The 13051-nt window shown below is 60.1% G+C and carries 11 protein-coding genes; 7 read left to right on the forward strand and 4 right to left on the reverse strand.

Annotation, left to right across the window (positions count from 1 at the left end; genetic code table 11):
* Positions 1-35 precede the first annotated feature (35 nt).
* The 6 genes from BS627_RS06295 (at position 36) to BS627_RS06320 (ending at position 6814) form a co-directional block, all read left to right on the forward strand.
* Positions 36-1184 (forward strand): ABC transporter substrate-binding protein, encoded by a 1149-nt coding sequence (locus BS627_RS06295; protein ID WP_077982360.1) that lies wholly within the window; start codon positions 36-38, stop codon positions 1182-1184.
* 150 nt (positions 1185-1334) lie between these two features.
* A complete protein-coding gene (locus BS627_RS06300) occupies positions 1335-2369 on the forward strand; it encodes a branched-chain amino acid ABC transporter permease (RefSeq protein ID WP_077982361.1) in 1035 nt (344 codons plus the stop codon).
* Between the two features lies 1 nt (position 2370).
* Positions 2371-4143, forward strand: coding sequence for a branched-chain amino acid ABC transporter ATP-binding protein/permease (locus BS627_RS06305; RefSeq protein WP_077982362.1), 1773 nt, complete (start codon positions 2371-2373; stop codon positions 4141-4143).
* The gene (locus tag BS627_RS06310) at positions 4140-4862 is read left to right on the forward strand and encodes an ABC transporter ATP-binding protein (protein WP_077982363.1); all 723 of its coding nucleotides are present in this window, start codon (positions 4140-4142) and stop codon (positions 4860-4862) included. The genes BS627_RS06305 and BS627_RS06310 overlap by 4 nt, the downstream gene beginning before the upstream one ends.
* A gap of 298 nt (positions 4863-5160) precedes the next feature.
* Positions 5161-5883 (forward strand): transcriptional repressor LexA, encoded by a 723-nt coding sequence (lexA, locus tag BS627_RS06315; RefSeq protein WP_077982364.1) that lies wholly within the window; start codon positions 5161-5163, stop codon positions 5881-5883.
* Positions 5884-6136: 253 nt separating this feature from the next.
* Entirely contained in the window at positions 6137-6814 is a 678-nt protein-coding gene (locus BS627_RS06320) for a glutathione S-transferase family protein (protein WP_077982365.1), read from the forward strand.
* A 4-nt stretch (positions 6815-6818) separates the two neighbouring features.
* Here the strand turns inward: BS627_RS06320 and BS627_RS06325 are convergent, their stop codons facing one another.
* Positions 6819-9263 (reverse strand): ComEC/Rec2 family competence protein, encoded by a 2445-nt coding sequence (locus BS627_RS06325; RefSeq protein ID WP_077982940.1) that lies wholly within the window; start codon positions 9261-9263, stop codon positions 6819-6821.
* 307 nt (positions 9264-9570) lie between these two features.
* Here BS627_RS06325 and gltA point away from each other — a divergent pair, with 307 nt between their 5' ends.
* Entirely contained in the window at positions 9571-10860 is a 1290-nt protein-coding gene (gene gltA, locus BS627_RS06330; protein ID WP_003502585.1) for a citrate synthase, read from the forward strand.
* A 78-nt stretch (positions 10861-10938) separates the two neighbouring features.
* Here the strand turns inward: gltA and BS627_RS06335 are convergent, their stop codons facing one another.
* The 3 genes from BS627_RS06335 to BS627_RS06345 are packed head-to-tail and all read right to left on the reverse strand — an operon-like array spanning position 10939 to position 12978.
* Entirely contained in the window at positions 10939-11673 is a 735-nt protein-coding gene (locus BS627_RS06335; RefSeq protein WP_077982366.1) for an amino acid ABC transporter ATP-binding protein, read from the reverse strand.
* Positions 11651-12310: an amino acid ABC transporter permease gene (locus BS627_RS06340; RefSeq protein ID WP_077982367.1), complete on the reverse strand. Its 660-nt coding sequence runs from the start codon at positions 12308-12310 to the stop codon at positions 11651-11653. The genes BS627_RS06335 and BS627_RS06340 overlap by 23 nt, the downstream gene beginning before the upstream one ends.
* Positions 12307-12978, reverse strand: coding sequence for an amino acid ABC transporter permease (locus tag BS627_RS06345; RefSeq protein WP_077982368.1), 672 nt, complete (start codon positions 12976-12978; stop codon positions 12307-12309). Before BS627_RS06345 ends, BS627_RS06340 begins: the two co-directional genes overlap by 4 nt.
* Positions 12979-13051: the final 73 nt, after the last annotated feature.

A 13051-nucleotide genomic window follows, 5' to 3' on the forward strand; every position in this document is an offset into this window, starting at 1 on the left:
CGTTCGTGAACGTCCGCTCATTGGGAGGAGAGACAATGAAAAAGCGTATAATGACATGGATGGCAACGGCTGTTGCCCTGACGATGACGGCAGGCTCGGCTTTCGCCGATATCACCATTGGTGTGACCATACCCACGACCGGACCGGGCGCTGCGCTGGGTATACCGCTCAAACAGTCGATCGAATTGTGGCCGTCCGAAATCGACGGTGAAAAGCTGAAGGTCATCCTGCTCGACGATGCCGGTGATCCCTCGGTTGCAACCACCAATGCGCGTCGCTTCGCCAGTGACGACAAGGTGGATGTCATCGTCGGTTCTGCCCTCACGCCGGCCGCGATTGCTGTCGCAGGCGTGGCGAATGAGACGGAAGTGCCGCATTTCGCGCTCTCGCCAATTCCGCCAACGGCCGCGAAGAAATGGAACTTCGTCATGCCGCAGTTCTCAACCGTCCTGGTGAAGAGCATGTTCGCCCGCATGCAGAAGGACGGTATCAAACGTGTCGCCTTTATTGGTTTTGCCGATTCCTACGGCCAGCAGTGGGTCGATGCGCTGAAGACCACGGGTAAGGACTATGGCCTCGAACTGGTTGCGGAGGAGCGTTATGCCCGCGCCGACACCTCTGTTTCCGGCCAGGTACTGAAGTCGCTTGCCGCACGTCCGGATGCCGTCTTCATCGGCGCATCGGGCACGGGTGCTGCCCTGCCCCAGATCGGCGTGCGCGAACGCGGCTTCAAGGGCAAGATTTATGTCGTTTCGGGTGCAGTCACCTTCGATTTCCTGCGGATCGCCGGCAAGGCCGTTGAGAACACCGTGTTTTCCTCCGGCCCGGTCATGGTCGCGGAAGATCAACCGGATAGCTCGCCCACCAAGGAACAGGGCCTTGCCTATCTCAAGGCTCTCGAGGCCAAGTTCGGCGCAAACGCCCGAACCCAGTTCGGCTCGCATGTCTGGGATGTGATGGTGATTCTGAAGAAGGCCGTTCCGGTTGCGCTCAAGAAGGCAAAGCCCGGCACGCCCGAATTCCGCATGGCACTGCGCGATGCCATCGAAACAAACGGGCCGTATAACGCCACGCACGGTGTCTACGAATTCACGGCCGACGATCATTATGGCCTCGACCAGCGGGGCGTCGTGCTGCTGACGGCGAAAGACGGAAAGTTCGTACTGCTGCCCGACGATAAATAATCCGCGGGACTGGAAACACCGTCGGGGAGCCTGTCTCCCCGGCCTACCCCACGAGGGAAAACGCCGCGTGCCGTGGCGAAACCGGCCCCGGATCGCCTGCACTTGAACTATTCGTCACGCCTTACCGAGAGCCAAACCAGAGGGTGCATTTTGGACGCGACTATTGCCACATTCCTGATCCAGGACGGCGTCACCAATGGCGCGATCTACGCGCTGCTGGGGCTCGCTATCGTTCTGGTCTTCGCCGTCACCCGGGTGATCTTCATTCCGCAAGGTGAGTTTGTCGCCCATGGCGCGCTGACGCTGGCGCTGCTCGATGCCGGGCGCGTGCCTGGCACGCTGAAGCTGCTGTTGTGCATGGGCGCTGTGGCCCTCGTTCTCGACCTTTGGGGAATGCGGCTGGGCATGCGCCTTTCGCCGCTGCTGCGCGCGATGGCCATCAACGTTGCGCTCCCGGGTCTGATCTATGGGCTGGTCGCCATTCTGGCACCCATGCAGCTGCCATCGTTCCTGCGCGCCCTCATCACCATCGCCATCATCGCCCCGATGGGATATTACGTCTATCGTATCGCCTACCGACCGCTTGCCGACGCCTCCGTGCTTGTGCTTCTCATTGCTTCCGTTGGCGTGCATCTGGCACTGATGGGGCTCGGGCTTGCCTTTTTCGGCCCGGAGGGCCTGCGCGCAGCGCCGTTGAGCGACGCGGGCTTCACGCTCGGGCCGATGCTCGTCAGCGCGCAAAGCATCTTCATCTATCTCGCGACGATCCTCGTGATGGTCGGCCTCTACTTCTTCTTCGAAAAGACGTTGCTTGGCAAGGCCCTGAAAGCAACGGCCATCAACCGGCTCGGCGCGCGACTTGTCGGTGTTCGAACGGAACTGACCGGTGTCACCGCCTTTGTGCTTGCCGCCGCAATCGCGGCCATATCAGGCGTGCTGATCGGTCCAATCACCACCATCTTCTACGACACGGGCTTCCTGATCGGCCTCAAGGGCTTCGTTGCTGCCATTCTCGGCGGCATGGCGAGCTTTCCCGTTACTGCCATTGCCGCGATCGGTGTCGGGCTGATTGAGGCCTTTGCGTCCTTCTTCGCCAGCGATTTCAAGGAAATCATCGTGTTCGGTCTCATCGTGCCGGTGCTGATCTGGCTTTCCTTCGGCGCCAGCCATCATGAGGAAGAGTGATATGACCCTCGGCAGACACCTCTATCCCGCCATTGCCGCGCTTCTTCTCGTCGCCGCCTTCCCGCTGCTGCCGGTTCCACCATTCTGGGTGACGCTCGCCAACAATATCGGGCTTGCATCTCTGGTCGCCATCGGGCTGGTGCTGTTGACCGGAGTTGGTGGCATGACCTCCTTCGGCCAGGCGGCCTTTTGCGGTTTCGGCGCCTATACGACGGCGGTTCTGACCACGGCCTACGGCTTTTCACCCTGGCTCACGCTACCGCTGTCTCTCGTTGTCGGCGTCATCGTGGCCCTGCCGCTAGGGCTGATGACAGTCAGGCTTTCCGGACATTACCTGCCGCTCGGCACCATCGCCTGGGGGCTTGCGATCTATTACCTTTTCGGTCGCATCGAACTCCTCGGCCGGTATGACGGGATCTCCGGCATTCCACCACTCTCGGTCGGCGACGAACCGCTGATGAGCAGCAGCTCGATCTATTACGTGATCTGGATATTCGTCGTTGCCGTGGCGATCGGCGCGCAGAACCTGCTCGACAGCCGTGTCGGGCGCGGCATTCGCGCCCTGCGTGGCGGCTCGCAGGCAGCGGAGGCGTTCGGCGTGAATATCGAGCGGGCCAAACTGACCGTTTTCGTCTTCGCAGCCGTTGTAGCGGCGCTGTCAGGCTGGCTTTACGCCCATATGCAGCGCTCGATCAACCCGACGCCTTTCGGGCTCGACATGGGCATCACCTATATGCTGATGGCCGTCGTCGGCGGTTCGGGCCGGGTCGTGGGCGCCATCTTCGGCGCAGCCGTGGTGCTGGTGCTGAAAGAGGTGCTGCAACGGGTCCTGCCCGGCCTTGTCGGCACCTCGGTGAATGTAGAAATGATCGTGTTCGGCGTGCTGCTCGTCCTGATCCTGCAGCTCTCCCGAGACGGTCTTTGGCCACTTCTGGAAAAATACCTGCCTGCCCGGCCGCCGCGCGCCATCCGCCGCGACGGCGCCAGTCTTGAAACGCGGGACATGCCTGCGCCCGGCAGTCCGCTGGTCCGGGTCGATCGGGTACGGAAGACATTTGGCGGACTGACGGCGGTCAACGATGTCAGCTTCGATATCAAGGCCGGGCAGATCGTCGGCCTGATCGGCCCGAACGGCGCCGGCAAGAGCACGACTTTCAATCTCATCACCGGCATCCTCGGCCTTTCCGGCGGCAACGTCACCTATCAGGGACAGAAGCTTTCAGGCCTCAATCCCCGGCTGATCGCCAAACGCGGCATCGCCAGAACCTTTCAGCATGCCAAGGTCCTTCCGACCATGTCGGTCCTCGAAAACGTCGCTCTCGGCGCGCATCTGCGCGGCAATGCCGGCGTTTTCCGAAGCTTCTTCCGGCTGGAGCGAAAACAGGAGCAGGCGCTGCTTGCCGAAGCCGCCCATCAGCTCGATCGCGTCGGTCTCGGTGCTCATCGCGACCGTCCCGCCGGCGACCTCGCTCTCGGGCAGATCCGAATTCTGGAAATTGCTCGCGCGCTCTGCCTCAACCCGACGCTTCTGCTGCTCGACGAACCGGCGGCCGGTCTGCGCCACGGCGAAAAGCAGGAGCTCGGCACACTGCTGAAAAAACTGCGGGCCGAGGGCGTGAGCGTGCTGCTCGTCGAGCATGACATGGGTTTCGTCATGGGGCTGGTCGATCACATCGTCGTCCTCGATTTCGGCACCCTGATCGCCGAAGGCAAGCCGGCTGAAATCAGGCAACATCCAGCCGTGATCGCGGCTTATCTTGGGGGTGCAGCGTGAGCGGACATCTACTCGACATCAAAGACATCCACGTTGCCTATGGCCGGGCGGAGGTGGTGCATGGCATCTCGCTTTCCATGACATCCGGCAGCATCGTCACGGTCATCGGAGCAAACGGGGCGGGCAAGACCACGCTGCTCAACGCCATCATGGGCGTCGTGCCTTCGCGCGGGACCATTCTTTACGACGGCGCGCCAGTGCCCGATACCATCGAGGCCCGGGTTGCCGCTGGCCTTTGCCTCGTGCCGGAAAGGCGCGAATTGTTCGGGTCGATGACCGTCGAGGATAATATCGAGCTCGGCGGATTCCTGCGCTCACGCCAGGAGCGCAACGAAACCCGTGAGGAAATACACGCACTCTTTCCACGCCTTCGCGAGCGCAGCAAGCAGCTTGCCGGAACGCTTTCCGGCGGCGAAAGGCAGATGCTGGCGCTCGCCCGGGCACTAATGAGCCGGCCGAGGCTTTTGCTGCTGGATGAGCCTAGTCTCGGGCTTGCGCCGTTGATCGTCGCCGAAATCCTGCGCATCGTTGCCGAACTGCGTCGTACCGGTGTCTCCATCCTGCTGGTCGAACAGAACGCCCGCGCCGCGCTTGAAATCGCCGACGAGGCCTACCTCGTCGAACTCGGCGAGGTCCGCCGCTCAGGCCCGGCCGCCGAACTCGCCGTCGATCCGGCACTGATGGCGAGCTATCTCGGACCGGGCGAACACGCCCTCTAAGAAAATCCTCGTAACGGATATGAGCGATTTGCCGTCTTAGACGGACGGATCGTCGTACCGGATGCCTGAAACACAGAGCTGCCTTCAATTGCCCACTTCAGACGGCAGTTCCTCCGATTATCAAAATAGTCACCAACCCTACCGGCTCTCGGCAGTTCAGGCTTTCGAATATCAAATCACCATCTGAGATGCACCCTTCACGAAATTTTAGGGGATTGCGGAACACATATGGAACATATAGTGTTCGTTCTGTATTTGTTTCGCGACTTCAACGACGATTCTCAAGGGTGTTTTCCTCATGCTCACGCGCAAACAGCAGGAATTGCTTCTCTTCATTCATGAAAGAATGAAAGAGTCCGGCGTGCCGCCCTCCTTCGATGAAATGAAGGACGCACTCGATCTTGCTTCCAAATCCGGCATCCACCGGCTGATTACCGCACTCGAAGAGCGCGGGTTTATTCGCCGGCTACCCAACAGGGCGCGAGCGCTGGAAGTGATAAAATTACCTGAGGCCTATACGCCGGGCGCAAGGCCGCAGCGTGGTTTCTCACCGAGCGTCATCGAAGGCAGCCTGGGCAAGCCGAAGGCGCCGGAGCCGGCCGCGACCCCCAAGGCGCCTGCCAATGATCTCGGCGGTGCCGTCACCGTGCCGGTCATGGGCCGCATCGCCGCCGGTGTGCCGATTTCCGCCATCCAGAACAACACCCATGATGTGGCTGTGCCAGTGGATATGCTGGGTTCGGGCGAACATTACGCTCTGGAGGTCAAGGGTGATTCGATGATCGAGGCCGGCATTTTTGATGGCGATACCGTCATCATCCGCAACGGCAATACGGCCAATCCGGGTGATATCATCGTCGCGCTGGTGGATGATGAAGAAGCGACCCTGAAGCGTTTCCGCCGCAAGGGAGCCTCCATCGCGCTGGAAGCTGCAAACCCGGCCTATGAGACCCGAATTTTCGGGCCTGATCGGGTGAAGATACAGGGCAAGCTGGTGGGATTGATCCGCAGATATCATTGATGCCGCCGCCGGTTTGGATAAGCCGAAACGGTTGAACGGCGGCATATCTGGCCTGCAAGATGAAGGGCGCGTCATTTCGTTGAATTGATGCGCCTTTTCTTTTTTAAATGGCAAACGCGCTCGTCGTTGCGAAAATGCGGTCGCGCACGACGGCCCATCCATCAATTGGCGTTATGGGAGCCATGGATTCTTTGCGATATTCCAAGACCATTCGCAGATATAGAAATGCGCATCCTATCGGGGGAAAAACGCCATGTACGATCTTTATATTGCCAACAAGAACTATTCCTCATGGTCGCTGCGGCCTTGGGTTTTGATGCGCACGCTCGGCATCGCCTTTGATGAAAAACTCGTTCCCTTTGGCGAAGGTGTTGCCTTCTCCAGCTTTTCGCCGACGGGCAAGGTGCCGTGCCTTGTTGATGAGGGCGTGACGGTTTGGGAGTCGCTGTCGATTGCCGAATATCTGGCCGAGAGACATCAGGGTGTCTGGGCAAGTGACAAGCAGGCACGGGCCTGGTCACGCTCGGCGGCAAGTGAAATGCATGCGGGCTTCTCTTCGCTGCGCAATCTCTATCCCATGTCGGTCGGTATCCGCGTAAAACCGAAGGGCGGCGATGCCGGGCTTGCGGCCGACATAAAACGCATTGATGTGCTGTGGAGCGAAGGCCTCGCAAAATTCGGCGGACCGTTTCTCGCCGGTCAGAAATTCACGGCGGTCGATGCCTTCTTCTGCCCGGTGGCGTTCCGTTTCCAGACCTATGGCGCTGATCTTTCGCCAGCGGCGAAGGCCTATTGTGACAGGCTGCTTGCCCTGCCCGCCATGCGCGAATGGTATGAGGCCGGGCTGAAGGAAATCTGGCGCGATCTGCCGCATGAAGAAGAGATCGGCAGCATTGGCGAATTGACCGCGGATTTGCGCGCCACGGCCTGACAAATCATGCTGGCAGCACTCGCTGCGATGCCGTCAGCAACCGGGTGACGGCTTGAGGCACCTCATGGTCAAAGCGCCCGCTCTTCCAGTCGTAGAAGCGATGTTCGCTCCACGGCCTGTTGGTGCTGGCGGTTGCCGCGCGCATCCGCCCCACCACCCCGGCCTGTTCGCTGCCGGCGAAATTTATCTCTACCGAGCCTATGCGCCTTAATATGTCGCGATTGAGCAGAAGGGCACCCGAGCGGCATTGCGTAAACGAGGTTCTGCGGGAGACGATGACGATATCGGCGATGTCACAGGCTTTCCCGGCAAACCGACCGTCTTCCAGCACGATGATAAACTCGCCGCTTTTCGCGCGCGCCGCACACCAGATGCCTGTCCTGCAGGTGAAGACACCGGGCGCGGCATCTCTCAGCGTCGTTATCATCTCTCGGGCCACGACCTTCATGTCCTCCGGCGCAAGGTTGGATTTTGTGGTGAGAGCAACGGTTGTTGTCGGAGCCCCCGTCTTGAGAAGGACCGGTGGGAGCGGTTTCTCCGGCAACAGCAGCGCCCTCTGCCATTGCTCATAGATGAAGCCCTGCGGTCGCGTTTTCGTTGTATAAACCTTACCCTCGTCCAGAAGCGCCACCAGCCTTCCTTCCTCATGGATAAGCAGATCGGGCAGATTGCGTTGGGCGACGGCTCCAGAGAGGCCGAAGGCCAATATCAGAGTGGGCAAGCCGAGTAGCGCCAAACGGGTGCGCAGCAATGTCAGCAGCAGAAAACCCACGGAGGCGATGCCGATGAACCAGCCATGCGGCCGCCCGGTCGCAGCGCTGCCGCCCCAGGACGCAACTTCATCAGCAACCTCGATGACAAGCGCCATGCCGTAACCCATGACCTTCAGGAATGGCGCATCGAGCCCGAAGGGCATCAACAGCATGGCGATGAGGCCGAAGGGCATGACGATCAGCGACATCAGCGGCATGGCTGCCAGATTGGCGAAAAGTCCATAGGTGGTGACACGCTGGAAATGCTCGGCGGAATAGATCGCCGTCGAGAGCCCGCCGATCAGCGATGTAGTGACGACACCGCCGATGACGGCGCCTGCCGTTCCCGCCACCGTCATCCACGCCGGTTTGCGCCCGATAAACAGACGCTCCCGGTCGGTGCGCCATCGGCTCCAGGCGGCATAGGCCGCAACGAGCGCGATCGTTGCGGCGAAGGACATCTGGAAGCTCGGCCCCATGATTTCCGAAGGAGACAGCGCGAGGATGACGAGAGCGGACAGCGCAACATTTCTGAGGCTGAGCGACGGCTGATCGAAGAGAACAGCGATCAGCATCACCGACATCATCAGCCAGGCGCGTTCGGCAGAGACGGCAAAACCTGATATCAGGTAATAGGCGAGCGTCATCAGCAGCGCCGCAAAAGCGGATATCTTCTTCACCGGCCAGCGTTGAGCAAAGGCCGGAAACAGGCTGAAGGCGAGCCGCAATCCCACGAAGAATATCCCTGACGCCAGCGCCATGTTGAGCCCGGATATGGCAACGATATGGGCGAGGCCGGAAAGCCGCAGGGCTTCCATTGTTTCCGCCGATATGGCCTGTCTCTCATCGGTGACGATGGAGGCGGCAAAAGCGCCGGCGTCACCGCCGATGGTGCTGCGGATGCGCTCGGCAATGGCGGTGCGCAGGCCGTAAAGCCGCATATCGGCCCATTCCAGCCAATCATCCTTTGCGTCGATATCAGGGGCAGTGATCGTCTGCGGCGGCTTGTAAAAAAAGCCAGTCGCGCCTATGCCCCTGAAATAGGACGCGAAGGCGAAATCGTTGAGACCGGGCAAAGCCGGACCGGATGGCGGCGAAAGCCGCGCCTTGCCGCGAATGGTCGCACCGAGTGCCACCGGCTTTCCGCCGCCGCGGGCCAGCAGCGAAACCTTTCCAGGCAGGCGTGACAATGCCGGCGCTTCTGTCGCAGCCAGCTGCACCACATACCGCCAGTCGCCGCGGGCATCGACCTCTCGGCGCATCACCGTGCCGGTAATAGTGGTGGTAACGGGCGTATCCAGCACCACCGTCCCTGCCCTCCGCGTTTCAAATTCGGCGAAAAGCATGCCCAGCAACAGCAGTGCGACGAGGCTGCACGCCGTGGCCACCAGAGTCGCGTGATATCGGGTGGCGAATGCCAGGCCGGCGGCGAGCAAAAATAGAACAACAAGAAGCGGCAATGAGGGTGCTGCATCAAGGGAAAACCAGAGGATCGCCCCACAGCCGATGAAGACCGGCACGAAAAGAAAATCATGGCCGAATGCGCGTTCTTCGGCGAGGCAGTTGGTGATTTTCCGGATAATGGCCGTTTGCGGTTTCGGCCTGCTGACTAGGGCCGGCAGACCATACGTCGCGATCTCGCCGGTCCGGCGCAGCGGTGACAGGATATCCGTCGTGCGGGGCAAGCCGCCCTGCATCGTTTCGGCATATCCGAAATACTGTTTTTCCCCTTGATCAAGCAATCTGCGCCGCGCCCCTGCCGCACCGGAAACAGGTTTGCAGGTGGACGCGCGGGATTGCAATGTTTTCCTTTAACCCTGCGTTGACCGAGATTGAGTTGCCATGATCGATAAAGCGAAAAGCGACGCAATTGCGTTTGCCGCAATGCACAATTTGACCTTTGGATAGCTTGGCATCGGCGCAAGGATCATATAGCTAATCGGTAGACGCTTAACCGCGGGGTGTTTCTCAACGCCCCCACCCGCATGTTTTCGGAGGATCAGTATGACGGAAAAAAGCGCTACAGTGACACTTGGCGAAAAGCAGGTGGAACTCCCGGTCAGGGAAGGCACGATTGGACCAAGCGTCGTCGATATCGCCACGCTCTACAAGCACACGGGCTCCTTCACCTACGACCCGGGTTTCACGTCGACGGCCTCCTGCGAATCCAAGATCACCTATATCGACGGTGACGAGGGCGTTCTCCTGCACCGTGGTTTCCCCATCGAGCAGCTCGCCGAACAGGGCGACTTCCTGGAAACCTGCTATCTGCTGCTCTACGGTGAGCTGCCAACGGCTGCGCAGAAGAAGGACTTCGACACCCGCGTCACGCGCCACACCATGGTGCATGAGCAGATGAGCCGCTTCTTCACCGGCTACCGTCGCGATGCGCATCCGATGGCCGTCATGTGCGGCACGGTCGGCGCGCTCTCGGCCTTCTATCACGACTCGACCGACATCACCGATCCGCACCAGCGCATGGTCGCTTCGCTGCGCATGATCGCGAAGATGCCGACGATCGCCGCCATGGCCTACAAGTATCATATCGGCCAGCCCTTCGTTTACCCGAAGAACGATCTGGATTACGCCTCCAACTTCCTGCACATGTGCTTTGCCGTGCCTTGCGAGGACTACAAGGTGGATCCGGTTCTGGCCCGCGCCATGGACCGAATCTTCATCCTGCATGCCGATCACGAGCAGAACGCGTCCACCTCCACGGTGCGTCTTGCCGGTTCGTCGGGCGCAAATCCGTTCGCCTGTATCGCGGCTGGCATCGCCTGCCTCTGGGGCCCGGCTCACGGCGGCGCCAACGAAGCGGCGCTCAACATGCTCAACGAAATCGGCACGGTTGACCGTATTCCGGAATATATCGCCCGCGCCAAGGACAAGAACGACCCGTTCCGCCTGATGGGCTTTGGCCACCGCGTCTACAAGAACTACGACCCGCGCGCCAAGATCATGCAGAAGACGATGTACGAAGTGCTGGAAGCCACCGGCAATTCCGACGATCCGATCATGCAGGTCGCGCTCGAACTGGAAAAGATCGCCCTTTCCGACCCCTACTTCGTCGAAAAGAAGCTCTACCCGAATGTCGACTTCTATTCGGGCATCACGCTGAAGGCGCTGGGCTTCCCCACGACCATGTTCACCGTTCTCTTCGCTCTCGCCCGCACCGTCGGCTGGATCGCACAGTGGAACGAAATGATCGAAGATCCGCAGCAGCGTATCGGCCGTCCGCGCCAGCTCTATACGGGCGCCGGCAAGCGCGATTACGTTCCGGTTTCCAAGCGTTAAGCCACGAAACCCTGTAAGATCAAAGGCCGGCAGGTTTTCACCCGCCGGCCTTTTTGTTGGACGTCTCCGGGATATTTCTCAGTGGCGTGCAGCTACGCCGAGAAACTGCTTCAGTTCGGGCGTCGCTGGATTGGCGAACACCTCTTCCGGCGGGCCGATTTCATGCACCCTGCCCTCATGCATGAAAACGACGCGGGAGCAGACGTCGCGCGCAAACTTCATTTCATGCGTCACCATCAAGAGCGTCATGCCTTCGCCGGCCAGTTCACGCACCACCGCCAGCACCTCCGAGACCAGCTCGGGATCGAGCGCCGAGGTGATCTCGTCGCAAAGAAGCGCGATCGGCTGCATCGCGAGTGCCCGGGCAATGGCGACGCGCTGCTGCTGGCCACCGGATAATTCGTCCGGATAGGCGTCGAACTTATGCGCCAGCCCCACCCGCTCAAGCATCTTGCGGGCAACGGCCTCGGCCTCCGGCTTCGGTGTCTTCTTCACCACGGTCTGCGACAGCATGACGTTGCCGCCAACCGTCTGGTGCGGGAAGAGGTTGAACTGCTGGAAGATCATGCCGACCTTCAGCCGCAGGGCTTTCAGATGCAGATCATCGTCGAGAAGCTGCGCGCCGGCAACCGATATGGAGCCGGCCGAAATCGTCTCCAGCCCATTGATGCAGCGAAGCAGGGTGGATTTGCCCGATCCGCTCTTGCCGATGATGGCGATGACCTCACCGGGCTCCACATCGAGGTTGATGCCTTTCAGAACCTCGTTGCTGCCATAACTTTTGCGGACTTCAGTGATTTCGATGAGCGACATTGAGCTTCCTTTCGAGGATCTGGCTGCTCTTCGACAGAGGCCAGCACAGCGCGAAATAGATAAGGGCGACGAGGCCATAAACGGTGAAGGGCTGGAAGGTGGCGTTGGTGACGACCGTGCCGGCCTTGGACAGTTCTACGAAGCCGATGATTGAGGTCACGGCCGTTCCCTTGATGACCTGCACGAAGAAACCGACGGTTGGCGGAATGGCGACCCGCATGGCCTGCGGCAGGATGACGTAGCGCATCTGTTGCAGGCGTCCCATGGCAAGGCTTGCCGACGCTTCCCATTGGCCTTTCGCGACGGATTCGACGCAGCCACGCCAGATTTCGGTGAGAAATGCAGCCGCCCACAGGATCAGCGTCAAGCCCGCCGCCAACCAGGCCGGCACATCGATGCCGACCAGGCCGAGGCCGAAAAAGGCGATGAAAAGCTGCATCAAAAGCGGCGTTCCCTGAAAAAGCTCGACATAATAGCGTGCGAAAGCCCGCATCGATTTTTTGCGGGAAATGCGCATGAACAGCAGAAGCAGCGCCACCAGACTACCGCCGGCGAAGGAGACGAGCGACAGCAGCACGGTCCAGCGCGTGGCGAGCAGCAGGTTTCTGAGAATATCCCAGGTGGAGAATTCAATCATCGGACACTCCTGCGGGGAAAGATGAGGTTGCCGCCCATGACAAGCACCTGCCTCAAGAGAATGGCCAGCACGAGATAAATGACGGTGGAGACCATGTAGGCTTCAAAGGCGCGGAAAGTGCGCGACTGAATGAAGTTGGCCGCAAAAGTCAGGTCCTCGGCGGCGATCTGCGACACGACCGACGAGCCGAGCATGACGATTACCACCTGCGAAGATAGCGCTGGCCAGATGCGTTGCAGTGAGGGCACCAGCACCACATGCCGGAAGGTTTCGAAACGGGTCATGGCAAGGCTTGCCCCGGCCTCGAACTGGCCCTTGGGCGTCGCCTGAATGCCGGCACGGATGATCTCGCAGCTATAGGCTCCGAGATTGACCACCATGGCGATATTGGCCGCGCTCAATTCCGACAGTTGCAGGCCAAGCGACGGCAGGCCGAAGAAGATAAAAAACAATTGTATGAGAAATGGCGTATTGCGAATGAGCTCTACATAGGTCGCAACCGGCGGCCTCAGCCATTTGGGGCCAAGCGCGCGTACCCAGGCGCAGAATATGCCGAGCGCGATGCCAAGAACGCCGCCGACGGCGATCAATTCCAGCGTGATGGCAATGCCCTTGGCGATCTGCGGGTAATAATCGAGAAGCCATCCAAAATCGAATGTATATTTCACCCGATATTTCCTTTCGGGGAGGACAAACCATGCGCCGGGCCGCGATTAGGCACGGCCGGCGCATGGATTTGCC

The sequence above is a fragment of the Agrobacterium salinitolerans genome (assembly GCF_002008225.1).
Lineage (GTDB): Bacteria > Pseudomonadota > Alphaproteobacteria > Rhizobiales > Rhizobiaceae > Agrobacterium > Agrobacterium salinitolerans.

What these genes read in the sequence shown, in the direction of transcription:
- BS627_RS06295 (WP_077982360.1), top strand. Translation starts at nt 36, where the DNA reads ATGAAAAAGCGTATAATGACATGGATGGCAACGGCTGTTGCCCTGACG.
- BS627_RS06305 (WP_077982362.1), top strand. Translation starts at nt 2,371, where the DNA reads ATGACCCTCGGCAGACACCTCTATCCCGCCATTGCCGCGCTTCTTCTC.
- lexA (WP_077982364.1), top strand. Translation starts at nt 5,161, where the DNA reads ATGCTCACGCGCAAACAGCAGGAATTGCTTCTCTTCATTCATGAAAGA.
- BS627_RS06320 (WP_077982365.1), top strand. Translation starts at nt 6,137, where the DNA reads ATGTACGATCTTTATATTGCCAACAAGAACTATTCCTCATGGTCGCTG.
- BS627_RS06325 (WP_077982940.1), bottom strand. Translation starts at nt 9,263, where the DNA reads ATGCAGGGCGGCTTGCCCCGCACGACGGATATCCTGTCACCGCTGCGC.
- gltA (WP_003502585.1), top strand. Translation starts at nt 9,571, where the DNA reads ATGACGGAAAAAAGCGCTACAGTGACACTTGGCGAAAAGCAGGTGGAA.
- BS627_RS06335 (WP_077982366.1), bottom strand. Translation starts at nt 11,673, where the DNA reads ATGTCGCTCATCGAAATCACTGAAGTCCGCAAAAGTTATGGCAGCAAC.
- BS627_RS06340 (WP_077982367.1), bottom strand. Translation starts at nt 12,310, where the DNA reads ATGATTGAATTCTCCACCTGGGATATTCTCAGAAACCTGCTGCTCGCC.